General features: G+C 40.3%; 31 protein-coding genes. 2 read left to right on the top strand and 29 right to left on the bottom strand.

All coding sequences use genetic code 11. The features are described from left to right. Nucleotides 1-157: 157 nt before the first annotated feature. The 6 genes from EDD68_RS15220 to EDD68_RS07270 form a co-directional block, all read right to left on the bottom strand. The gene (locus tag EDD68_RS15220) at nucleotides 158-301 is read right to left on the bottom strand and encodes a hypothetical protein (protein ID WP_165902098.1); all 144 of its coding nucleotides are present in this window, start codon (nucleotides 299-301) and stop codon (nucleotides 158-160) included. Nucleotides 302-328: 27 nt separating this feature from the next. Then, the gene (locus EDD68_RS07290) at nucleotides 329-1,351 is read right to left on the bottom strand and encodes an AimR family lysis-lysogeny pheromone receptor (RefSeq protein WP_132371577.1); all 1,023 of its coding nucleotides are present in this window, start codon (nucleotides 1,349-1,351) and stop codon (nucleotides 329-331) included. Nucleotides 1,352-1,530: 179 nt separating this feature from the next. Next, the gene (locus EDD68_RS07285) at nucleotides 1,531-2,394 is read right to left on the bottom strand and encodes an ATP-binding cassette domain-containing protein (RefSeq protein ID WP_132371576.1); all 864 of its coding nucleotides are present in this window, start codon (nucleotides 2,392-2,394) and stop codon (nucleotides 1,531-1,533) included. 12 nt (nucleotides 2,395-2,406) lie between these two features. After that, a complete protein-coding gene (locus tag EDD68_RS07280) occupies nucleotides 2,407-2,793 on the bottom strand; it encodes a GntR family transcriptional regulator (RefSeq protein WP_132371575.1) in 387 nt (128 codons plus the stop codon). A gap of 18 nt (nucleotides 2,794-2,811) precedes the next feature. Then, nucleotides 2,812-3,549 carry a hypothetical protein gene (locus EDD68_RS07275; protein ID WP_132371574.1) on the bottom strand — a complete coding sequence of 246 codons (738 nt, stop codon included), beginning with the start codon at nucleotides 3,547-3,549 and terminating at the stop codon, nucleotides 2,812-2,814. Between the two features lie 30 nt (nucleotides 3,550-3,579). Then, a complete protein-coding gene (locus EDD68_RS07270; protein WP_132371573.1) occupies nucleotides 3,580-4,059 on the bottom strand; it encodes a small multi-drug export protein in 480 nt (159 codons plus the stop codon). A gap of 309 nt (nucleotides 4,060-4,368) precedes the next feature. Between EDD68_RS07270 and EDD68_RS07265 the strand changes: the two genes are divergently transcribed. Next, nucleotides 4,369-4,788 carry an ASCH domain-containing protein gene (locus tag EDD68_RS07265; protein ID WP_243646791.1) on the top strand — a complete coding sequence of 140 codons (420 nt, stop codon included), beginning with the start codon at nucleotides 4,369-4,371 and terminating at the stop codon, nucleotides 4,786-4,788. 592 nt (nucleotides 4,789-5,380) lie between these two features. Continuing rightward, entirely contained in the window at nucleotides 5,381-5,704 is a 324-nt protein-coding gene (locus EDD68_RS07260) for a DUF898 family protein (protein ID WP_132371572.1), read from the top strand. A 72-nt stretch (nucleotides 5,705-5,776) separates the two neighbouring features. On the opposite strand, the gene EDD68_RS07255 is transcribed toward EDD68_RS07260, so the two are convergent. The 23 genes from EDD68_RS07255 to EDD68_RS07145 all read right to left on the bottom strand — a co-directional run bounded on the left by EDD68_RS07255 (nucleotide 5,777) and on the right by EDD68_RS07145 (nucleotide 22,718). Beyond that, the gene (locus EDD68_RS07255) at nucleotides 5,777-6,019 is read right to left on the bottom strand and encodes a helix-turn-helix domain-containing protein (protein WP_132371571.1); all 243 of its coding nucleotides are present in this window, start codon (nucleotides 6,017-6,019) and stop codon (nucleotides 5,777-5,779) included. 437 nt (nucleotides 6,020-6,456) lie between these two features. Further along, nucleotides 6,457-7,149 (bottom strand): N-acetylmuramoyl-L-alanine amidase, encoded by a 693-nt coding sequence (locus tag EDD68_RS07250; RefSeq protein WP_132371570.1) that lies wholly within the window; start codon nucleotides 7,147-7,149, stop codon nucleotides 6,457-6,459. A 15-nt stretch (nucleotides 7,150-7,164) separates the two neighbouring features. Further along, complete coding sequence (locus EDD68_RS07245; protein WP_132371569.1) at nucleotides 7,165-7,404, bottom strand: phage holin; 240 nt, start codon at nucleotides 7,402-7,404, stop codon at nucleotides 7,165-7,167. Nucleotides 7,405-7,417: 13 nt separating this feature from the next. Continuing rightward, on the bottom strand, nucleotides 7,418-7,702 hold the full coding sequence (locus tag EDD68_RS07240) for a hypothetical protein (protein ID WP_132371568.1): 285 nt from the start codon (nucleotides 7,700-7,702) through the stop codon (nucleotides 7,418-7,420). 84 nt (nucleotides 7,703-7,786) lie between these two features. Next, nucleotides 7,787-7,993: a hypothetical protein gene (locus EDD68_RS07235; RefSeq protein WP_132371567.1), complete on the bottom strand. Its 207-nt coding sequence runs from the start codon at nucleotides 7,991-7,993 to the stop codon at nucleotides 7,787-7,789. A gap of 19 nt (nucleotides 7,994-8,012) precedes the next feature. Further along, nucleotides 8,013-8,225, bottom strand: a complete 213-nt coding sequence (locus EDD68_RS07230; protein ID WP_132371566.1) for a hypothetical protein — start codon at nucleotides 8,223-8,225, stop codon at nucleotides 8,013-8,015. Nucleotide 8,226: 1 nt separating this feature from the next. Further along, on the bottom strand, nucleotides 8,227-11,313 hold the full coding sequence (locus EDD68_RS07225; protein WP_132371565.1) for a phage tail spike protein: 3,087 nt from the start codon (nucleotides 11,311-11,313) through the stop codon (nucleotides 8,227-8,229). A gap of 18 nt (nucleotides 11,314-11,331) precedes the next feature. Further along, nucleotides 11,332-12,075 (bottom strand): distal tail protein Dit, encoded by a 744-nt coding sequence (locus EDD68_RS07220; protein WP_132371564.1) that lies wholly within the window; start codon nucleotides 12,073-12,075, stop codon nucleotides 11,332-11,334. 13 nt (nucleotides 12,076-12,088) lie between these two features. Further along, nucleotides 12,089-14,161: a phage tail protein gene (locus tag EDD68_RS07215; RefSeq protein WP_132371563.1), complete on the bottom strand. Its 2,073-nt coding sequence runs from the start codon at nucleotides 14,159-14,161 to the stop codon at nucleotides 12,089-12,091. Nucleotides 14,162-14,194: 33 nt separating this feature from the next. Next, a complete protein-coding gene (locus EDD68_RS07210; RefSeq protein WP_132371562.1) occupies nucleotides 14,195-14,425 on the bottom strand; it encodes a hypothetical protein in 231 nt (76 codons plus the stop codon). Nucleotides 14,426-14,511: 86 nt separating this feature from the next. Then, complete coding sequence (locus tag EDD68_RS07205) at nucleotides 14,512-14,835, bottom strand: hypothetical protein (RefSeq protein WP_132371561.1); 324 nt, start codon at nucleotides 14,833-14,835, stop codon at nucleotides 14,512-14,514. Between the two features lie 42 nt (nucleotides 14,836-14,877). Continuing rightward, entirely contained in the window at nucleotides 14,878-15,465 is a 588-nt protein-coding gene (locus EDD68_RS07200; protein ID WP_132371560.1) for a hypothetical protein, read from the bottom strand. Next, entirely contained in the window at nucleotides 15,465-15,731 is a 267-nt protein-coding gene (locus EDD68_RS07195; protein WP_132371559.1) for a hypothetical protein, read from the bottom strand. Before EDD68_RS07195 ends, EDD68_RS07200 begins: the two co-directional genes overlap by 1 nt. A 4-nt stretch (nucleotides 15,732-15,735) precedes the next feature. Next, on the bottom strand, nucleotides 15,736-16,113 hold the full coding sequence (gp17, locus tag EDD68_RS07190; protein WP_132371558.1) for a tail completion protein gp17: 378 nt from the start codon (nucleotides 16,111-16,113) through the stop codon (nucleotides 15,736-15,738). Further along, complete coding sequence (locus tag EDD68_RS07185) at nucleotides 16,097-16,546, bottom strand: hypothetical protein (protein ID WP_132371557.1); 450 nt, start codon at nucleotides 16,544-16,546, stop codon at nucleotides 16,097-16,099. The genes gp17 and EDD68_RS07185 overlap by 17 nt, the downstream gene beginning before the upstream one ends. Continuing rightward, the gene (locus EDD68_RS07180; RefSeq protein WP_132371556.1) at nucleotides 16,546-16,851 is read right to left on the bottom strand and encodes a phage head closure protein; all 306 of its coding nucleotides are present in this window, start codon (nucleotides 16,849-16,851) and stop codon (nucleotides 16,546-16,548) included. The genes EDD68_RS07185 and EDD68_RS07180 overlap by 1 nt, the downstream gene beginning before the upstream one ends. Then, entirely contained in the window at nucleotides 16,848-17,141 is a 294-nt protein-coding gene (locus EDD68_RS07175; RefSeq protein WP_207902552.1) for a head-tail connector protein, read from the bottom strand. The genes EDD68_RS07180 and EDD68_RS07175 overlap by 4 nt, the downstream gene beginning before the upstream one ends. 10 nt (nucleotides 17,142-17,151) lie before the next feature. Next, complete coding sequence (locus EDD68_RS07170) at nucleotides 17,152-17,478, bottom strand: hypothetical protein (RefSeq protein WP_243646790.1); 327 nt, start codon at nucleotides 17,476-17,478, stop codon at nucleotides 17,152-17,154. A gap of 52 nt (nucleotides 17,479-17,530) precedes the next feature. After that, the gene (locus EDD68_RS07165) at nucleotides 17,531-18,787 is read right to left on the bottom strand and encodes a phage major capsid protein (protein ID WP_132371555.1); all 1,257 of its coding nucleotides are present in this window, start codon (nucleotides 18,785-18,787) and stop codon (nucleotides 17,531-17,533) included. Next, the gene (locus EDD68_RS07160; RefSeq protein WP_243646789.1) at nucleotides 18,774-19,490 is read right to left on the bottom strand and encodes a head maturation protease, ClpP-related; all 717 of its coding nucleotides are present in this window, start codon (nucleotides 19,488-19,490) and stop codon (nucleotides 18,774-18,776) included. Before EDD68_RS07160 ends, EDD68_RS07165 begins: the two co-directional genes overlap by 14 nt. Before the next feature lie 10 nt (nucleotides 19,491-19,500). Continuing rightward, a complete protein-coding gene (locus EDD68_RS07155; protein WP_132371554.1) occupies nucleotides 19,501-20,667 on the bottom strand; it encodes a phage portal protein in 1,167 nt (388 codons plus the stop codon). Nucleotides 20,668-20,680: 13 nt separating this feature from the next. Further along, a complete protein-coding gene (locus EDD68_RS07150) occupies nucleotides 20,681-22,363 on the bottom strand; it encodes a terminase large subunit (protein ID WP_132371553.1) in 1,683 nt (560 codons plus the stop codon). After that, nucleotides 22,356-22,718, bottom strand: coding sequence for a hypothetical protein (locus tag EDD68_RS07145; RefSeq protein ID WP_132371552.1), 363 nt, complete (start codon nucleotides 22,716-22,718; stop codon nucleotides 22,356-22,358). The genes EDD68_RS07150 and EDD68_RS07145 overlap by 8 nt, the downstream gene beginning before the upstream one ends. Nucleotide 22,719 lies beyond the last annotated feature (1 nt).

Below are 22,719 nucleotides of genomic sequence, written 5' to 3'. Positions count from 1 at the left end.
TCTATTTTTGGTACGCATAAATAATCACCAACTTAAATAAATTTCAGGTCTATTATAACCTAAATTTAATGTTGGTGTTATTTATTCCGTCTAAGAAAAAAAAGAGGTTGATCAAACCCCAATCGAGAGATTACCCTAATTTTTCTTTTTCTGAACCTTACCCAATCCCAGCATCACCAGGATCATTCTGGGTTGATACTTCTCCAGTTAGCGAATCGGCATAATCCTGGACATGCCCTGGACTAAAAGTCAGTCCCAGAACAACGGTCAGAATACCCAGCCATTTAACCAGGCCCTTCATGAACTGCACCTCCTGACAATAATGAAATTAATCAAGGTTTAATTTCTCTATTGCCTTTAAAGGTAACTGAGCATAAAAATGATCTTTATACTCAGTTATAAACGCATGATGAGCTTTCATGAGAAGGCCTCGATCTTTTTTAGCTAATCCATAATAATAGAGTCTAAAAGGAGTAATTTTAGTTATCTGGTCTAATAAATCCATTGCCGCCTGATGATTTCCTCTGGCTATCTCCAGATGTGCCTGCTCGGATCTATCGTTTGTTTCGATGGAATCTGTTTTTCCATAATATGCATGTACAAAGGGGATCGTATGATGTTTCAATAAATTCTTTAGATGAGGGTACTGATAGTCGTTTGCAATCTGATAGGCTTTATTCAGATATTTCATCGTGGTTTCATAACTTTCAAACACATACGTTTGTCCAAGGTGACTATATAAGGTAGCTTTCTTTTCTTCATTGTAGCTTTCGTTAATGACTTTAAACGCATATCTGCGTGCCGTAATCAGTTCATTCATTTTCCAGTGATAGTGAAATAATACTTCATTTAGTCGCATGTTGAAATAATTTCTTAAAAAAATGGAAGGAACCTTCATCAGATTGTCGCTGATCGGATCAATATATTTTCCCAGCATATCATATTCTTTCATCTTATAATAGCTATAAACACACATAAAATCTTTCAGAATCAATATTTCGGGCTCGTCCGATACAAAGTGTTTCAAGTGGTCAAGAAGCTGACTCTCATTGATCCTGTTTTTCTTCTGAAGGTAAATGAACTCATAAATTTCAGCCCATTGCCTGGATAACATGTCGGTATAATTTTTGTGGTTCTGAACAACTTTTATCAATTCATCATAAAAACCATTCCAGTACAAAAATTCCATCCCTTCCCTCTGAATCTGTTTGGAATGGGAAGACAGGATGAAAAATTTAATGATTTCCATTGATTCTTGCTTGCTTTTACATTTTGAGACATGCTGTATCACTTCATATAAGTTATCTTGTTCACCGATAAGATTCTCTTTACCAATGAAGATCTCTTTCATCTCACCAACATTTTCCCTTCATAGGGCCCTTTATACTCTTTTTACTTAAATTACCATATACTTTAAAAAATTTCAATAGGTGGAACGCAATTTTATCTTGAAAATGAATCATTAGATTTAAAAGGGAAATTACCTTGTTATTGGAATCTTTTATTCTTCAGGGGTCAATCTTTCCTTATTTAGTTACTCTCTATTAAATACTCCAATACTTCTTCCATTGATAAGCGCTGAATGTGTTGAATCTTCATTTCGTTTTTCTGCACAATTTCCTGAATTGCTTCAACTTGATTCGTCACAATTTGCGGAGGGGCCGTTTCATAATGAATAACATTCGGGTGATGAATTAGATCATCATTGACTACCGATACCCATATTCTTGCCCATTGATCGTAAATGTCGTCTTTATTGTAACGGTGCATGACCCGACCACGATCAAGTACAACAATTTCATCACATAGCTGATTAATCTCATCGACTTCGTGGGTGGCAAGCAAAATACTTTTTGTTCCATCTTCCATGAAGCGGATCAGATCTTCTTTCATTTTTCGCTGTGATACAAGATCAACGCCTGCTGTCGGCTCATCCAAAAGTAGGAGTTCCGGGTTATGACTGAGAGCAAACACAAACTCAAGCTTCTTCTTTGTCCCCTTCGAACATTTACCAAACCGCTCGAAAACATCAATCTTATAACGGTTGACGAAATACAGAAACTGATCTTCATCCCAGGCCGGATACCATCTGGAGATCAAATTTTTCAACTCTTCTACCCTTAGAAAGTCATATGCATCCAGCAATCCCCCTGCAAAACCTATTTTTCCCTTCCATTCGTCATTTTCTTCCGTCAGACCGAACATCTGAATGTTGCCTGTATCTTCTTTCAATAGTCGCATGATTAAACGAAAAAGGGTTGTTTTCCCAGAACCGTTTGCGCCTATTACACCTACGGCAATTCCTCTTTCCACATCTAAATTAAGCGGGCCGAGCGTAAACCTTTTAAACGTTCTGGTTAACTCTTTCACCTGAATCATTGTGGTCGTTTCCATACGAATCCTCCATTAATGAAAATTTTTCCGAACTAATTCTTCAAAAATTGACTTCAGTTCTTCCTCGGTACAGCCGAGCTGAACCCCCTGTTCAATGGCTTTTTCAAAGGCATCGTATATTACCTTCTGTTTTGTCTTCTGTAATTGCTCATGATCAATCTCCCTGACAAATGTTCCCTTCCCCTGTACGGTTTTAATAAAACCGCTCATTTCTAAGTTTTGATATACCCTTCTTGTTGTAATAACACTGCAGCCCAGTTCACTGGCTAAAGCCCTGATTGAAGGGAGTGGGGTCCCTGGCGGAAGCTGTCCGCCGGCAATCAATGTTCTCAGTTGGTTTTCAATTTGATGATAGATCGGTTCCCGGCTTTCGTCCGATATCTGGATTGGAATTTTCATCGGAAAACCTGCTCCCTTCTAGAGATAATCACGATTGACCAAACGTTTTTTTAATAATTGATTCCAGCCTACTAAACAAAGGGCTCCAAAGACAATGGAAAGAAATGCCAGTGGCCAGCCAATATGATTTGCTGATTGAAAAACGGTTTCTACTATTCCGATTCCATAAACCTTTAAAATCAGTTCGATGATAACCAACAGACCGATATAAATAAAAGGAATGATATGAATCATTTTCCCTGTCATCCCATACTCAATACACGGATTGATCCCTCCAACTGCCAGGGCAAACCCAAACCAGGTTAAGGCAAAGATGAAGAACTCGTCAGTCGAAAAATGACTATTTGTCATTATGAACAAAGCCACTCCTATCATTCCCATAAAAGCAGCTGACATGATCAGTAATGTAGTGACCATCAGGATCATCCGGCTTAGCGATAATACAGATACCGGAATAGGAAGGGAGCGAAGGACAGCCATTCTTCTTCCATATGGATTTTCTTTTGCATTCCGATAACTTAAATAAGGTCTTGCCATAAAAAACGTCCCAAAGCCCGGTACCATTCCGAAGATAATCAAATCCGCCATAAAATGATTCATGTCTATTGAAAGATCATCAAATCCCCTGTCACTACTTCCTGCTAAAACGATACCGACAAACAATCCAATCAAAAGGCTTGCTGTGAATGATGCAACCAGTGCACGCCATTGATATTGATATTCCTTTTTCACAAGCCACATAGCATCTTTAAACATGTGATCACTCCTGATTAAGAATGAAAAGTTCTATTGAAAGTAATTGATTATTCCACGGTCTTTTAACCCTAAAAAATCAACACCATTATAGAGTAAAACTGTAAACGTAATACTCCAGAGTGTAATGCTCGCTGTTATCCATACGAAGGTTTTCTTTTTTGCGCCGCCAAATGACATACTAGCCAATGCTGTTAAGTGGCTTCCGACTACGAGTGGACCAAGCAAGGCAAGCCCCGGCAAACCATACTTCCTCCATATTTTTTGTGCCCGTTTTGACCGTTTACTTTCATTTAAATCTTTTGATTGTTTCCGAGATCTTCTCCAGTTTTGAAACTGATCAATAAATGCGAGTAAAAGAAAGACGGTTAATAAATTACCTGCGAGTCCGAGAAGCGTAACTAACACCACCGGAAGTCCTGCAATGGCAGCAATCGGAATCACCCCATAAGCTTCAAAAAAAGGAACAGCCGCCAACAGAAATACTGACACATATCCCAAAATCAATTTCATCCCTTTTTACCCTCCCTGTGTTATTGTGTGTATATCTATATATACAGTATATACATATTGAAATAAAATGCAACATTTTTTTTCAAAAATGATATAGAAAAGATACTATTCATTGTTACTGACATTCTAAAATAACGGGTATTGAGCACATTTTTGGGGATGTAAAGCACTTAGCCTTTTGAAGAAGTGATGACCTTTTATTAAGAAGGAGCAGGTGATAAAAGATAAAATAGCGCTATTTTTTATCATTTAAAGGGGCAGAAGAGTTAAGGATGAGATTACATTAAAAAGGAAAGCAGGCTGATATGTATGGCTCATCATTCCATTCACCAGATGTGGGAGAATTTTAAGAAGATAAACCCCGATGCACCAGAACGTTATGCAGCGTGGTCATTTGGTAATTCGAAAAAAATGACAGATAAACTAGCACAACTTGTGATAGCTGGTATAAAAACAGCTACTTCATCTAATTATTTGCTATATGATGAAAATGAAGCAATACCGTATCCAGGGCTTCATCATATCATTCTTGATGGGAACGGGAAAGCTGCAGCAATTGTTGAAACCACCTTTGTTGAAGTTGTTCCTTTTGATCAAGTAACTGAAGAACACGCTTATTTGGAGGTTGAAGGTGACCGTACATTAAAGTACTGGCGGATGTGCACGAAGACTTTTTTAAAAAAGAACTCCAGGCAATCAATCAAGCGTTCCATCCTAAAATACCTGTAGTATGTTAGTCTATAAAAAATAAATGGAGTTGCCTTTCTTCTCTTAAACCTATTTATTTCTGATCACCTAAAGATACATATCCTGAAATATTTAGAATAACGTAACACGTTTCTTGACAGCCCAATCCGGGAGAATTACCTGTGTTGTGGTGGCAGCGTGATTTGAACCAAAAAAAGATAGGGTTATACAGTACCACGTTACTGCTCCCTATCTTTTTTCTTTTATTTTGATCGATTTAAATGATGAACACACTGAGGTGTTATGCATATAGTTCATCAGTGTCTTTCTTGAAGATTTTTTTCATGGCATAAAATACATCGGCTTTCCTTCTTAAAACATAGTGCCTGAACTTCGGATCGTCGATTTTGTAATAAACCGACATTAAGGTTGAATGGCGGTTGTACTGGTACAATTACCGGGGATGATAACATAAGTAATCATTAGAAACAATGCTTATTATTTCTGGAATTTTCGTATCGAAAACTTATCAAAATCGCATTTAACGCAATTTCCATAAATTATATATAATTTGCAGGATTTTTCAATATTTTGTAGAAACTCCTTGTTAATTATTGTATATGGAGGGTAATTTATGGAACAAGCAGTAACTAAAAAGAAGGAAAGTTTTTTTGATGGCAGCAGACTGGAGTATATCGGGATTAGTATTTTAGGATTACTGTTAACTGTTTTTACAGTAGGATTACTCTATCCCTACTCAATAGTGATGAAAATGAGGTGGGATGTCCGGCATACCGTAATTGATGGCAAAAGACTTTATTTTACGGGTAGTGCAGCAGGTTTATTTGGCACATGGATAAAAATATGGCTTTTAGGAGTTATAACATTTACCATTTACTTCTGGTTTGCTTCTAGTAGGATTAAAAAATGGAAAGTTAGCCATATGCACTTCGAATAAAAAATAGCCCTAGCCGGATCAGCTAGGGCATTGTTAATTGCTTAGCGGATTAAAATATGGTTTTTAAAACAGTTAATCATACGGTCTGTATTTTTTTCTCAATACTTCTAACTCCCTTTTCTTTTCTTCTATATCACTCCTTAAAAATAAACTGTCCCCTCGTAACTTTTTAACTGGTTTAATCTTACCGTCACGAATTTTATTGCTCATTGCCTGTCTTGATATTCCTAAAATTTTTATTGCTTCAGATGTGGTTAGCACCTCGTTTCGGACAAATTCTTCTACTTCTTCCCGTGAATTTAACTGAAATTTCATTTTGACTCTCTCCTAACACTTTTAATAATTGTATATAACGCAAACAATAGTGTTATGATTACCATAATTTGAGAAAACGTGTTTTTCCATATTTGTGCTATTACTATTGTGGCTACAGCAAACAAAATGACTGAAAATACATAACCCTTATTCATAAGTTAGTGCCAGACGTGTTATAATATTGGTAGGAAAGCGAGCCGTAACTCGCTTCCCAATGTTTATCAGCGGTTCTTCGAATCACTTAACCATTGCTTTATTATCCAACTGACAGAAGCGATGTAAAAGATGATTCGAAGAACCTTTTCTATTTGGTCTAGCACTTCTTCACCTCCTTTCAATTTTATTATAACCTACCTTTATACAATTGTAAATAGGTTTAAATAAAAAAATTTCCTAAAAATAAAAATATCCCCAGCCGTAAAGCTGGGGAATCTTAATTATCCTTTAAATATATCAATAAAACTGTCAAAACCAGCGTTTTTTAATTCTTGTACTCTTTTATCGGCATTTTCTTTCTCCTTAAACGATCCTGTTATTACTCGATAGTAGATCTCACCATTTGGCTGTTCAGTTTTCTTCTCTTTTTTCTGCAGTCCTAAAGCTTCAGCCAGTCCTACCGCATGACCTCTTGCTATCTTGTTTAGGAAAGCATCTGATTTGAGTTTTTGAGCATCATTTGAGTGATCAATAAACCCATTTTCGGTTAGTGATGCAGGCATGGCCGTTTCACGCAGAACATGAAAGTTCGCCTCTTTTTTTCCACGATCCTGAAAATCAACATGTTGCATAATGGTGTCATGAATGATATTCCTTAAACGGTCTGTTTCTTGTTTGCCAGGGTAGTTTCCATTATAAATAAATGACTCAAAACCAGTTCCGCCTCCAGCATTAATATGAATAGACAGGTAATAATTAGCACCCCACGCATTTGCTTCATCTGTACGGGCAGATAGGGATTTCGTTATGTCACTGTTGCGTGACATTCTGATGTCATGGCCTTCGTATTCATTATTTAGAATATCCCTTACTTTTAACGCAATTTTTAAGTTTAGATCTTTCTCCTTTAGTCCGTTTCCGGTTGCTCCAGGATCACTTCCTCCGTGCCCTGGATCAAGAAAGATTTTTACCATGGTTGATCTCTCCTTTTATTTAGAATTGGTTAACCCAGCTCTTTTAAGCACTTCTTTTTGCTGTCTTCCTTTAGCTGTAACATAGTTGTTTTTAAACCAGGATACTGCTGCAGCAACGAAAGTAAAAACACTAGAGACGATTTCGCCCCATTTCTCCTCTGTTCCAGGAATCGGATTTAAGCCCGTAGCAATTAGAACCTGGTTGAACAAAGCAATTGCTAATACAATCGTCCTCACTAAAGTAGCTTTATCCAATGATCTCACCTCCCTACATCAATTTTGCTATTGCTGTAATAACAACGGTTAGCATCCCAAAAATAAAACCGCCCCAATTAAGGACGGATCGACTTATCTCTTTCTTTCCTTTTTGCTTATTTTCAATCGCTTTTACTTCTTCTCTTAACGCCCCAACTTCTTCTCGAAGTCCGTTGTATTTTTTAATCATAGCCCGTGTTTCCTTCAGCTCAATCTGAAAATCTTTTAAATCGTTTTGAATGGAAAGGATTTGCTCAAACAGTTGTTTATTGGTATACCATTGTTTTTGTTCCGACATCCTCAAACCCCTCTACATCAGACATAAAAATTACGCCTTATGCCAGGCGCTCGGATTACGATTTTTATCGTTTTTTTTACAAATTCATTCAGAAAGCTTTGCTTTTACTAATTCTTTAAGTCCATTTGCAGTTGAATTGCTGTCATACTCTTCAATATCCACTCGAATACTTCCACTGATAATCTTACTGCGGTCTTCATTCTCACCGCGATAATAAACCGTTACATGTTCCCCATTTCGTTCCTGGAAACGCGTCTCCGTAATTGTGAAATTAATATCTTCTAGAGCCATAATCAATCATCCCTTCTAGTTATTTTTGATTATTTTTTGCCTTTTGATCAATTTCTTCCATTTTCTGTTTGAGCTGCATATTCTCTTCTTGAAGCTCAATCAACTTTGCATTTAAAACGTCATTTTGATTGTTTAGCATGATATTTTTTTGTCTTAGCACGTTCAACAAAATATTAGGGTCCGCCTGGATCTGTCCCGATTGATTAAACTCCTGATTTTCATTTTTGCCCATTTCAAGCACCTTCCTTTTCTAGGGATAATAATCGATTTTGAATATCCTCGAGCTTGGCCATGATCTCTACTTCGATGCGTTCAAGATCGTCTACTCGGACATTCAATTCTCTATTCTTACGTTCGAGCTGCTCAATCCTTTTTCTGTCTTTTTTCATGACAACGTGCAATAAAGCAGGGATTCGATCGTAATGAACACCCTCTGGTTCTTTGATGCTATATGGTACCCCTTTCTCATCATAATCTCTAAACTTTACTAGACGAGGTTCAATATCTGCTAAATCGTCCGCAATATATCCATAATACCCATAATGACTAGGATCTGCAGGACATTTTGAACGATACCATACAGGCTGGGCTTGTTCAAAAAATTGTTCAGCATAGTATTCATCAAGTGGTTCAATATCCCTTTTCCATTTCCTTGCTGAAGTTGAACGAGAAACATTCCAAGCACCACTAATATATAGGTTTGGACTTGATGAAGTTGTGTAGTGTTCTAATCCGGGCATTCGAATAGATCGGTTATCTAATGATCCGATATCATCCCGGACTGCTAATACTTCGGTTCCACCTAACATGTAAAATCTGAACTGTCCCGGATAATCCATTGTAACGTGAGGATAACTCGGCGCACTTTCTAAAAAATTCATTATTTCAGTATTTTCGAAGAGTATTCTTTTTGTTCTTAAATCTACAAAGTTAGACGCCGAAAGCCAATCTGTTGTCCTTACTTCACCTGCTCCGCTTTGCAAATATACGATATCTGAATAGGAAGCTAATGCTGCATATCCACTCATGGATTCAATTCGAAAGTCTCCAAAGGGTTTTCTGATTAAATTTGGCTCTAGGTTAGGGACTATAACAGTATTAGTAATCAGTTCAATACTTGAACCGCTCCCATCGTTCCATATGTTTAATTTACGATCATTTTGAGGATTAGTAAAACCGATTACGCCGTCACCCAAACCATGTGCTCCTGTTCCTACTATGAACTCCCACCATGGATTGTCCGGCTCAAAGTAAATAGCAGCAAGAGAAAAACTTTGAAAACTATGATTACTAGTTGTGATAAGGGTTCGCAAATTATTATTTGCGTCATAGTTTTTGAGCCCCTCTTCATCAATAACCATGCTTCCATCTGGCCCTTTTTGGGCAATTTCGGATCCTTCAATATAGACTCCATATATTTCACCGGCATTAATTGTGCCTATATTTGAAGATAAGGCAGATAGTCTAGATACGTTGATTTTATCCGCTGTTATCGTGTTAGTATATATTTTCCCGCCATCTATAAATGTAGTATCGTATCCCCATAAATCTATTACACTATTATATGCTTGATCTGCCTTTTGCTGTGCTCCTTCTGGTGTTTCCTTGGTAGACGGGTCATATCCTGGATCGAATGCTGTACCAGGTCCTACTTGAATCACATTCGCGGATAGTCTTCCAGCGATATGTGCATCTGTGATAATAGCTTCGTTCAAATGAACCTGTTCAATTAACGCTTCCTGGGCCAGCAATTGCTTTGTGATAGTGTAATCTTGTACGTCTGTTTCAGCGTTTATTTTCAAGGTTTGTGTACTGACTTCATCAGAAAAAGGGCCTGGTGTTCCGTGGGGATTTATAGCCCGGACTCTGTAATACCACTGTTGGTTTGTTGCCCCTACATCATGTACAAAACCACCTGTTTTTCCTCTGTATAACAGGGTTGTTTCGTCCGGGTTAAACCCTTCTATCCTGGATCCATAGACTTCGTATGCGGCTATATTATACGAAGGGTCATAGTACCATTTTAAGGATATCGTTTTAAATAACCCGGTTGCTGATACATTCTGCGGTGCTTCAGGTGTGATGTCCTCAAAGTCGTCATCGGTTACCGGACCAGACTCACCTTGTTCGATTGCTCCGGTCTTTCCTCCCAGTTCATCTAGCTTTTTTTGGACCGCTTCGTTTTGTTTACTGAAGGCTGGCATAAAATTGCCTAATTTAATATTGATTTCACCAGTATCCTTATAGTAAGTAAGTTCGATCACTCTAGCTTTGATGACAATGGCCGGAACAAAATTATAATCAACCACTGCCACAGTATCACCTAACTGTATAGGTTCTCCTTCCAACGCAAGTGCCTCTGCTGATGCTTCGTATTGGACTCTAGGATTTTTTAATTCCTGTAATGTTTCCCAACCCTTTTGAATCAGGGCGTCCGGATCTTCATCCTCATCAAAATTCACAAAACCAAACCGGTGTATTTTGATCCCGTTGCCGTCATCAATTCCGTATTCCTGGAGAGCGTCTGGATCGCCAATCCATTCCTGGCCAAGTGGTTTGTCTACCGGATCGCCGTTTGCGGTGCTCCACTCTACGTCCGCTATGGTCAGTCTCCTGGTATAGCCGTCACCCGTTTCCTGGCCCTTTCCTCTCGGATAAATAGCTGTCTTGATTCCTTCTTCGTCGTACTTCCGTTTGATATGTCTGGCGTTCCGATCAACTTCTATGCGCAAACCTGTGTCTGACCCTCTTCTCAGGGGCAAATCAACATAAAACCCGGTCACGCGGTTATTTTCGTCGATTTCTATGCGCGGTTTAATTTCTCCGCCCCAAATGTTTTGAATATCAAAAAGAGCTTCCATAATACTTTCATAGTAAAAATTGGTGGAATTCAGCCCGAGATCTGCTACATTCCCCCGTTGCCATTTTGTCTGAAGCTCCAAAGCCCGGTCTATTGCTTCGGCTGCGGCTGCGTTTTGTAGGCGTTTATCCTCAACTGGTAGATCAGCAAGCTCTTCAAAAACGTGTCTGCAATAAAGGGCTCGTACAAGTCCCTGTTCCGGGCTGTCCTCTTCTTCAATTAAAACGATCTTAAAAAGTTGAAAATCTGCTTCTCTGTCCCAAAAACCGATATAACCGCCCTCAGCTATCGCATCGGTTTCTGGATAGTTTGCTGGCAATCTTACCTCAAAATCGTTTGTAAGGTCCAGAGATTCTTTATGGGGCGCGCTATAGTAGGGGCAAGTTTCTGGTTGTTCGTTACTCAAATAAAATTGGAAATCCATATTTTTATCAAAATAGAAAAGAGCTGTAGAATCCATCCCATCCCCTCCCTTCTTTTATAAATACATCTCATTGTAACCGACCGTTGTGGTCTGTGCGGCGGTATCCGTATTAACTGTTAGGATGTTTTCTCCTGGTTCTAGCGGAAACCATCGACTGGATAAATGTAACGCCTGTTTATTTTCCTCACCGTTAATAAGGACTTTTCCGTTTTTTGTATTGATGACCAATTCGTCCCCGGAACTAAACTCGAATAGAACGGTTAACTTTTTCCCTTCCTGGTTCTCAATTTCGTAATCCGTTGTTGTGGCTGAAAAATTAACCATGATGATTGGCCAGCTTTCTGCGGTACCTAGATACGGGAATGTCACAGTATCATTAAACTCAACTACTTGGCCAGGACCTTCTTTGTAAGGCTGTCTAGCCGCTTTAAAGATCAGCTGACCTTCTCCAAGATTGCCAGACTTGCTAAAATCGACAAGCTCGTCAAACAAAGCATAGTAGGTCCGGTCCGGTTCGTCCGATATTTGCAAGGGTTTTTCTTTATCACGAACTAGCATTCCGGCAAGAATTTCTGCCCGTTGCTTTAATTCGATATGATCTTTAGCATCGATTGTGATATCTATCGGAATTCTTCTTACTCCGGTCTTTCTGCGAACCGGGATTGCACCCGGGCGCCCAGGTATGTCGGAAAGGCTCCATTCAATCGGTGCTCCTAATTGCAAGGGGGTGTTACGTACAATGACCCATTCCGGTAAATCCTGGCCATCGTATGTGACTGTCTTTCCTATTCGTGTCATGGTATCCCTCCAATCATACCCGAGTTAGGAGTTCGTTGATATCATCGATTAACCATCTCGCTAATTCCCGGCTGTTTGTGGCCATTAATTGGATAATGACCGGCTGCTTGGCTTCTTGTTGTCCCTGTCGATTCTCCTTGCCATTATTAGCGTGAATATCCGGATCTATGTCATTCATTGGGTTAACCACTGACTGGGCCACTTTTTGGGATGATTTTGTCAATTCTTGTTCTTCTTCTTCCATCCCTACTTCGAGGCCCTCAACAATGTTCACCCCGTATTCCATCATCAATTTTGATGGAGAGGAAATCCCAAAGAAACTTTTAATGGTGTGTCCAATCTCGCCTACAAAATTCCTGACTTTGCTTTTAATCCACCCACCTAGCGAAGTAATCCCGTACCAAAGCCCGCGGATAATATCTTTCCCGATTTGGATCATGTCCAGCTTACCAAATGCTCTAATAATGGATGGGATTAAGTCAAATGTGATAAAACTGATGATTTTTGGAACCAGGCGTATAAGTCCCTCAAGCAACATCATAAAGACTTGTACAGCCGTTGATAATAGTTTAGGCATCATTCGGATTAAGGTTCTTAATATATTTGGTAACACCACTGTAATCAGCAAAGTTAATAATTGTGGTAGTACGTTCCTCACTGCATCTAACAGGGCAAAAAAGACCTGGATGGCCGTTTGTAGAAGTTGCGGCGTCATATCTAAAATCGTTGTCAGCAGGTTCGGTAACACCGTTCCAAGTAAAAGCGTTAGTAACTGCGGTAAAATCTCCATTACTGCGTCCAAGAAACTTGTAAAAAGCTGAACCGCAGAATCCAAAACATTTGGTAGCATGTCCATAATTGCTGTCAACAAGTTTGGCAAAACAACGGTAAGCAGTACGTTTAACAACTGCGGTAACACGGTGTTCACGGCTTCTATCAAACTATTGAACAATTGAATGGCTGTATCGAGTAACATCGGAATGCTTTCAATCAGAAAGTTTAATATTTGTGGGATAAATTCTTGCGCAAGCCATTCAATCAATTGTGGGATAAACGCAACACCAGCCTCTATGATGACTGGGAATAATTCCATCACCGCATTAAAAAACATTTCTCGGCTTTGTATTATCCAATCCATCAACATGGGGATCCCTTCACTGGACAGCCATGTTACAAAATCACTGAGTGCCTCACGCGCCATGTCGATGAACATTGTAATCCCTTCGCCGTTAGTCAGCTCATTAAAGACATTTCTAATCCCATCCATGACGCCTTCTCCACTTCGAAAAGCCGCCCATAAGTCCATTGTGGTTGGGATCACCTTATCCAGAATAAAATCCATCATGCTTTGAAATATCGGCATAAGGGATAAACCAATCTGAGTGGCCACAGTTCCAAGTGAACGCTTAATCCGATCCCAGGAGTCCTGGAATGCTTCAGCTGCATATAGCTGATCTTCTGCTAATACTAACCCAAGTTCCTGCGCTTTTTCCCTGGCCTCCTCGATACTCAGGGAACCTTCATTAAGCGCTGGGAGCATATCACGAGCCATCCTGGTACCGAATATCTCAGTTGCCAGGTTGACTTTATCCTGCTCATTTTCCATCTCGGACAAACGTTGTATAGTTTGGGCATAAGCTTCTTCTGTAGAGAGTTGTCCGTTACGAACAGCATCCAGATCTACGCCCACTTGTTGCAGGGCACTAGCGTACTTCTCATTGCCATTTACCGCTTGCCCCAGGCGTTGGTTAAACCGTCCAACCGCCTTCTCCATCTTTTCATGAGAAAGCCCATTCTGGCTGGCCCAGAAGTCCATCTCCTGGTAAAAATCCGTCGATACACCTACTCGTTCAGCACCTTTGGCAATGGCATCGGCTGTTTGAGTGGCTTTATTGGCAAGTCCAAACAACGCCACACCTGCAGTTCCGGCGGCAGCTGCAAGACCTGCTCCCCATTTCGCGGCAGTTTTTAGCATGCCTCCAAAACGTTTCCCGAGTGACTTAGCGTTTTTGTCTGTTTTCGATAAACTTTTCTGTGCTTCTTTGTCATCGACCAGGATACGGCCGAATAGCTTAAAAATTTCCATTCCATCACCCTCTTTCGGGCATTAGAAAAAGCCCTAGTTGGGCTTGATTGCTTTCTTGTACCGATTAAATATATCTTGAACGGTTTCTTTTCGTTCCGGTTTCACTTCTGGTTTGGTAACTTTCTTTAAAAATTCCTCGAAGGATATAAACTTCATACGAGGTTCTTTACCCATTGGATGTGGTAATAGCATTTCCGGATACAACTGGATCCACATATCCCAGGCACGTTTTTCTTCCTGTTTTTTGAATGCTTTGATAAGCAACCGAGTTACATTTTTTAATGGGAGTTTAAGAACGTATTGAAATTCGTAATGCTCATGGAGTAGGGAAAGAGTTTCTTCATATCCCCCTACTCCACGGCTTGCTTGAAAAAATCCATGAGTTCAGGATCGGTAAAGACTTTTTTAATAGAGTTTACCGTTTTTAAAAACGATTGTCTTTTGACCTCTTCAACCGGCCGGTCTTCCACAATGGCCACTATCTGAAAAAATTCCTCTTTGACCTTATGGGAATTTTTCAGGACATATTTAAACGCATCGATTCCCACCTGTGTTTGGTCAACCTTCTTTCCTTTATATTTTTTCTGGACATCTTTACGGTATTGATCCAGGTCAAGTTTGTCGTATATATCCACCACATGCGGTAATAAATCAAACGCTTGTTCGGTATTCATGTTATCCCTCCTTGAAATTTAAAGGGAGCCGTTAAGCTCCCTTTAAGCTGCTGGTACAGCATCATAATGCACAACATAGGCCGGTACCTGATCCATATTTTCGGGATCAAAGTGAGCTGTAAATGTGGTTTCAGCTACCACTTCGTCTTTGTCCGCGAATGCTGCTGTCAATGCGCCGTCTCCAAGGACGTTTTCGATGACATAAGCCACTACTTTTCCATCAGCAGTTTCAGTGATGTAAGCCAGATTATCCAAATAATCCGTGTCCTCAAAGTTAATTTTCGGACGATATTTCTGATAATCCGGAACGGTTGTCCCTCCTGTGACCTGTTCAATCTCTCCTGGCATAATACGTTTTAATTGTTCAAGGTCTAGTTCCAGGGCAGTTGCAGTGATCGTGATATTCCATTCCGTGCGTCGTTTCAATCCTTTGGTATGTTCGCCTCTGTCCCCATCAAACCTGATGGGTTGGTTAGTAGGTTCAATATTAAACTGTCCTCCCCCGCGGGTAGCTCCGAACGGAATTGCTTCCGGATCGTCCCAGTCATCCGGGTTAAAATTAAATATTAAAATCCCCTCACCTAACTGAACATTTTCAGGCTTGGGGACGGCAGGTCGTTTGATCGGCATTATCGATCACCTCTCACTTTTATTATTTTCCATCGTAATTGCAAAGCTACATATTCCGCAGCAATAATCTTTAATTCGTTCCAATCAACATTTTTTAACAGTTCTACTTCTTCTTCAGTCAAAATTTTTAATACGGTTTCCTTAAAACCATTGTCATTCGTTAAATCAGCTTGATGTTCTCTTAAACAATCATCACAAATCGTAGTCCCTGGAAATCCCGGCTCGTTCCATTCCTTCCCACACCTGGCACATGTCATTTTGGCCATATGATCACTCCCCGTATGTTCGGGCTTGATAGGTATATCGTCTATGTTTAAGCCGTTTATCCTTTTCCGTTATTGTTTCTCGGCTATCACGGTATATGGTAAAAAATAAATCTGGCGCAATGACAAATGTTTTCCTGTTCATAGCTTTGTCCACCGTATCCATCATCATCTCAAGCGCTGTCGAATCCCCGTTATCTGGATGATCCCATCCGTCCACTTCCAGGACAAAGTTTTCCAAGGTTCCGTTATTCAATGAATCAGGGAGATTATAGACAATATATGGATAAGCAGCATCATCCGGAGCATTTTCAAAATGCACATTGGGGTGAGCTTCTTTAATAGCTGATTGAATCGCTTTTCGAATTTCAATCACCTTGTTCATCGCCTACAAACTCCCTTTCATCGATTATTCCTCGTGCTTTGTTATCCTTCTCAATGGCACTTAAATATTGCCCCTGGATGATCCGAATTTGATCGATGTTATCAAACACCTTTTGGCGTAAAATATTCCGTTTCGGCTGCCTCTTTTGTCCGACTTCCCCAAGAGCACCGTACCAGGTGTCGTGCTTATACCCAATGACAAGATCAGATTCAATTCTTCTTACCCAATACTGTGTGCTGTTATACAACCGTCGTGACCGTCTCATACCCGGTAACTTTTTGAGCTCCTGGATGGTGATTTTCCGGACGAATTTTGCTGTGTCACGAAGAGCTGCTCTCTGCAGTTCTCTTAATGTGTACTGAGCACGGTCAACGTTCGACACAAACGTAACGCCATCTTTCGTTACTCTGGTCACACTTTTAGGCATGGGCATTAGCCATCACCTACCAATCCGCTACAAATTAGCTCTGTAATCTCTTCGTTTTTAGTGTAGGTTCGAATGATCGAATAAGTGGTATTGTTGTAGGAAAGTTTCTTTTCGCCCTGGTAATCAGATGTGCGAACTTCAAACATGAGTTCCGGTTGTAATCCGGTTTGCATAGCCTGATAAAATTCAGATTGACGAATAGATTTTTTATTTGCAAATACCTGGCGTGCGGTTTCTTCCTCAATGGTGTCTCCTATGTCATTTTCAGTTCTTGTAACAGTGATCAGATCAATCACATCCCGCCATATCATACCGTTTCATCCTCTGCTGGTGTGTATTCAGTGGATAAGGTGAGATGCATTTTCAGCATCTCATAGGATTGCTGTAATCGTTCTGCATCCGGATTATCAAACCCGAATTGTGCTTTGACATAGGTTTTTATCGCTCGCTTAATCAATGGATCCGTAACATCCAATCTTGTTTCCTCTACGCCAGATAAGATTAAATCTGCTTTTGCCGCTTCAATTAAGTCATTAATTTCATTATCAAAGGCGCTGTTTGAGATCCGCAGCGCCAGTTTTACATCATCCAACAGCGCCATTATTATTCACCTACTCTAATTCAGATTGAGCTTTCAGCGCCTCTTCCTTGCCTTTAACCCGTTCGCCGTTCGACAGTTCAAAATACCCGCCGCCCACATGTTTAGGGAATTCTTCTTGTTTTGTTTCTTCTTCAGCAGCTTTTTGCTCAGGAGCCTCATGGTTCTCCTTTTGGTTTTCATCTTTTTCTGTATTTGAATCCTCATTATGAGCCTCATACTCAATAAATCCCTTTTCGGCGAGCTCTTTTAATCGCTCAGGATCAGCATGGTATTCATTCCCTGGGATATACACCTTTTTCGTGTGTTTATCCTCAAAGATTTTTAATACTTTAGGCACTATATCCACCTCCAAATAAGTTTAATCCGGGCTATTCAAAGCCCGGACTAGATTACACTTGTGGTACTAATACGATATAAGCAAATGCTTTTGTGGTACGCACATCACCATCAACAATGGCATAGCTCATGTAATCGGTATAACGCTTCTTCTTATGATCCTCAGTATAAATCGTCATGTTTTCATTCACATTCATGGCATATCCTCGACCAACATTTCCGATCAGCACAGCATCGTCAGCCACACTGTCGTCCTCTTTTACAACCACACCAAAAATGCGACCTACGCCATCACTAGTCGTCACATCAGGGACAAACAGAGGCCGTCCCTGACCATCTTTAATGGTAGCGAGTCTGTTCCAGATTGTATTGTTATTGGCGTAAATAGCAGCTCCACGCTTATAGGCTGATTTAATTAAAGACATAGCTTTGGTCAGCTTATCGTAGTTCAGTGGATCTGGCTCTGTTGCATCCGGATTATAGGTGATAATTTGCGGTGTATCGGTTTCTGCTTGTAGTGCAGTAACAATTCCCCGTGGCTGTGGTTTAAATGTGTCTCCATCACCTGGTTTTCCTTTACCACTAACAATAGCTTTCGCCAATGCCGCACCCATTTTTTCGGCCAATAGTGTAGTAATGTAGGGAATAAAACGACCAATAGACATTTTACGTAACTTCCAGCTGATCGGAATGGACTTTGCAAGTTCACATCCTGTTAAGTTCAATTCACCAATTCCGAATGCTCCATCAGCCACTTCCGTATCTTCATCATACCAGGCAGCATCATCACCGGAATCTGTTTCTTTTAGTAATGTCAGGTTTCCTGGCACAAACAGCATCCGTACATCATTTAAGATCGGATACAATTCACCGGCTTCTCGCCAGATATTTTCCCGAACAGTCTCGGGAATCAAAACACCATGCTCCTCTGTTGTCTGAGTAGCATTGCGGAATTCATGATTAATTTTGTCAAAAAGAGATTTTTCCTCATCATTTAAAGACTGACCCATCATTTCTTTAGCCCATGCATTTAGATAAACCTCTTGTTCATCTTTTGGGCCTTCTGTAGTTGCTACTTTGCCTTCATCATCTTGTTGTGTCATATTGACAACAACGCCAGCTGGATTCTGATCTTTCAGTGAATTAATATTCGCCTGAGCTTTGGCGAACTTCTCAAATTCCTCATCCAGGGCTTTGATCTCTTTCTCCTTCTCTTCGTACTCATCCACTTTGCCCTCATTCAATAGGTTTTCAGCTTCTGCAAGAAGTTCGTTTCGTTTTTCTAGATATGCTTCTTTAGTCCACTTCATGTGATACTCCTCCTTTTAATTTCAAAAAATTAAGCCGTGCTTGATACAACTCGGCTTGTTTATGATCGTCATCAGGTTCCTGATTTTGATTAACAGGATCTTGCTGTTGAGGTTTAATGTAGTTTCGGACTTTGTTGACCACTTCCGGCGGCAGTACAAAGCCGTAACTTGCACTGGCCACCAGCTGATTGCCTTCATCAAATAAGATTTCATCGACAAAACCTTTTTCTTTGGCCTGCTGGGCATTGAGCCAGGTTTCATCATCCATCATTTTGAGAATTTCCTTTTCATCCATTCCGCTTTTAAGCTTATAGGCGTTGGCAATTGTGACGTTATAATTTTTCAGGACATCAGCTTCATGCTGCATTGCCCGATAATCACCACGGGCCATGGACCAGACATTGTGGATCATGATCTGTGCAGTTGGTGAGATTAAAACCCTGTCGCCGGCCATGGCGATTACAGATGCCGCAGATGCAGCAATACCTACAACTTTTGTCACAATGGTTCCTTGATAGTCCTTTAATGCCGTATAAATTTCAGAGCCGGCAAACACATCACCGCCGCCACTATTAATTTCCACTTCTACTTCTTCCCCATTGGCTTCATCAAGCACCTCCATCACATCACGGGGACTGGTCGCTTCCATGTCAAACCATTCATAAATCCATTTCATGTCATTGGATACAATCGTACCCTTCACCTGGATCTTCTTAATCGTTCTCACCTCCTTCACGTACTTCGGCGGTATCTAACCGACGGATAGGATTGTCTCCGCCTTCAATTGGTCCCATATTTAAGATTTTCCGCCATTCGTTTGGGGTCATAGCTCCTCGGTCAACCATCTGAACTAAACCTAATTTGGTTTTCATGCTGGCATATTGCAGGTTACTGGCTTCAAAAATGATTTTGTTTCCATGAGAACGTTCCTTTCGGCTAAATAATTTTCGAGTAAATTCCATGCTCATTTGAATAGCAAGGGGTTCAATTTCAGATTCATAAAATGAAACCCACTCATCCTCTGTGAACTTGGACTGGATAATCTTTTCGTTGGTATTAAAAAAGCTATATACCCTCGACAATGTGCGGTCCATTTGTGCCGCATTGGGTACATAGCTATTCGGCTTCACTTGCTCCACATCATATTTGGCATCAGATGCAGCTGCCCCACCAGTTTCACTGTCAATAGACAAAAATTCCTGCACAAACTCCTTTACATTTTTTCGAATGTCCTCTGGACGCAGCACCTGCTTAAATTTTAGTAACCACTTGATGACATTACTATTTTGAATCGCTTTTACGATGCCTTGATCGGTGGTATTTACAATTTCCATGAGCGAAGTAATAGCTTCCGCCGGGCTATCGCCAAATACATCATTGGAATGAAAGTCCTGGCGCAGATGAATGATATTCCGATACGGAAATTCAAAGATTTTTCCGTTTCGCAGGGTGAATCGTAAGTATAATTCACCCGACTTTTTATAAATGGCTTCTGCTGTTGTACTCGGAATCGGGTAAATCTGTGTCGGGTACCCGAAATCATCCCTTACAATTAGGGCAAAAGCGTTATTATTCAGCTTTAATTGCGTGATCAGTTTTTCCTGGAGCATTTGCCCGGTCATCAGTGGATTCGGTTCTTCCAGCAAGAAACGCATATATGGTTCTGGATTTACCTGCAAACCATCCGGGCCTTCTCGGATATGTTTCGCCGTCAGTTTTCCAATTGCTCTTGATGTAGGACGAATCGCTCCCCTTACAATATCACTTCTGTAAAGGTCACCGTGCCAGGTAAAAAATCCATTTCCTGTATCAGTGACCAGTTCAATTCTCACCCCCTGTTTTTCGGGTGTTCGGTTAAATAATCGGCTCCAAAATCCCAATCCATCACCCCCTTTAAATCATGTTCTGATAATCATTAAGCTTTTGTTGCAGCACCACATAAGCGTTTAGCATGGCAGCCAGTCCATCAATCCGCCGGCGTTGATTAGTTTTAATCGGCTGAATATTTCCGTTTTTATCAATGTCAACGGATGTATTGGAAAGACACCATTTGGTAATCGGGTTATTGTTATAGATTACTTTTTTTGCTTCCAGGTCAGCTCCCAATTTCATCATTGGAGATGAGAGAGTCTTTTTGCCCTGAATAACTTTAATCATGGCCTCCTTTCCAAAGTATCCCTCCATTTCTTCCACCCAATATTCAGCTGACCATCCGTCATATCCAATCCATGGAAGGTAAATTTCTTTTTCATTCATGATTTCTAAATACCATTCTGTTACGTGTTTAGGATGAACGCTGTTCCCTGGTGTCGTTCGTAATAAACCCTGTTCATACCAGATGTCATAAGGGATTTTATCTTCTTTCGTTCTCTTTTCCAGCAGATCTTCAGGCAGCCAGTACATATGTTCAAAATAAACACGGTCATCCCCGGGAAACATAAATAAAATACACGCTGATGTCAGGTCGGTTGTCTTGGATAGATCCGTTCCGCCAATAGCATATCTAGGCTTCAACGTTTCGATATCGAATTTTTCCTGGTTGTTCAGCTGCTCAAAGGTTAGCCATGACTCGCTGGATGTTTCACGAATATTAAAATCCTTTGTCAGTAAGTTCTTTACCAACAAAGGATTCTTTTTAGCTTTTTCTACTTTTGCTTTTAATTGTTTAAAGCTTTTAATGGTCCCCAAACCCGGGTTTGCTTTCTTCCAGGCTTTTTCATCAGTCCATTCCTGACGTTTGTCCAGTTCATAGATGATAGGTAAGACTCGTTCATCTTTATACCCTTCTGGATCATCATATCCGTTGATAATTTGTTCGGCTTCCTCATATTTTATATCAAAGATACCTTCTCGGACTGTTCCTGCAGTCGATGTGATGATTGATAATGGCTGTTCCCTTGCGCTCATCCCATCAACAATAACATCATACAGATTTTTATCCTCGATGGCGTGTAATTCATCAATCAGAGAACAGTGGACGTTTAACCCGTCTAACGTATTGGAATCACTGGACAATGGTTTGAATGTCCCATCATTGAAGTCACTCACCAATTCATGAACAAGAGTCCGGATTCGTTTTCTTAGTGAAGGTGACTTCCTCACCATTCGTTTAGATTCAGACCAAATGATTTTTGCCTGGTCCTTTTTCGTGGCCGCACTCACTACCTCTGGTCCTGCTTCTCCATCAGCAGCAAGCATATATAATGCAATCCCAGATGCGAAAGTAGATTTCCCATTTTTACGGGCCACAATTAAAATCAGTTCCTGGTATTTTCGTGTACCATCGATTTTATGAACAAAACCAAATATTGCTGCAACAATAGCCTTCTGCCATAATTCCAAAATGAACGGTTTACCGCCTTGCTTCCCCTTAGAATGTTTACAATAGTTCTCAATAAATTCGATCGCATGATTTGCACGTTTTGGACTATACTCCCATTCACTGTTTTCATCGTTGAGATCGTTGACCAGCTTTTGATAAACACGCCGCACCTTATTCGATACGACTTCTTCACCGCCCTCAATCTTCTCCCAGTATTCAATAATGGGGTTATGGTCCAGTGGATATTTAATCACGGTCGCTCACGAACGAATCAAACCCATCGTCCTCTTCTTTCGGAGGTTCTTTCGGTAACAGATCAAACAGTTTGGAGTATGCTGCTGTGTATCGGTTGACCATCGTGTTATAGGACTTCTGGGCGGGGTTCTCAATAATCATTTTTTGAGATCCCTGCTCGAATTTATAGGTCGGCCCTTTTCTCTTAATTTCATCTTCGAGGATCTCAAGGGTAATCGTCATAAATGCCACTCGTTCAATTAATCTCTCAGCAACTTTTTGTTTATCCTCAGAGATGTCTTTAAAAATGCTTTTCAATTTTCTAATTTCAGCTTCAATCAATTTGTTTTGTTTAGGTCTGGATAACTTTGCCATA

Origin of the sequence: Melghiribacillus thermohalophilus (assembly GCF_004342905.1) — a bacterium.
Taxonomy (GTDB): domain Bacteria; phylum Bacillota; class Bacilli; order Bacillales; family Alkalibacillaceae; genus Melghiribacillus; species Melghiribacillus thermohalophilus.
The sequence above is the reverse complement of the archived record's forward strand: the minus strand, read 5'-3'. Positions and strand labels throughout refer to the sequence as shown.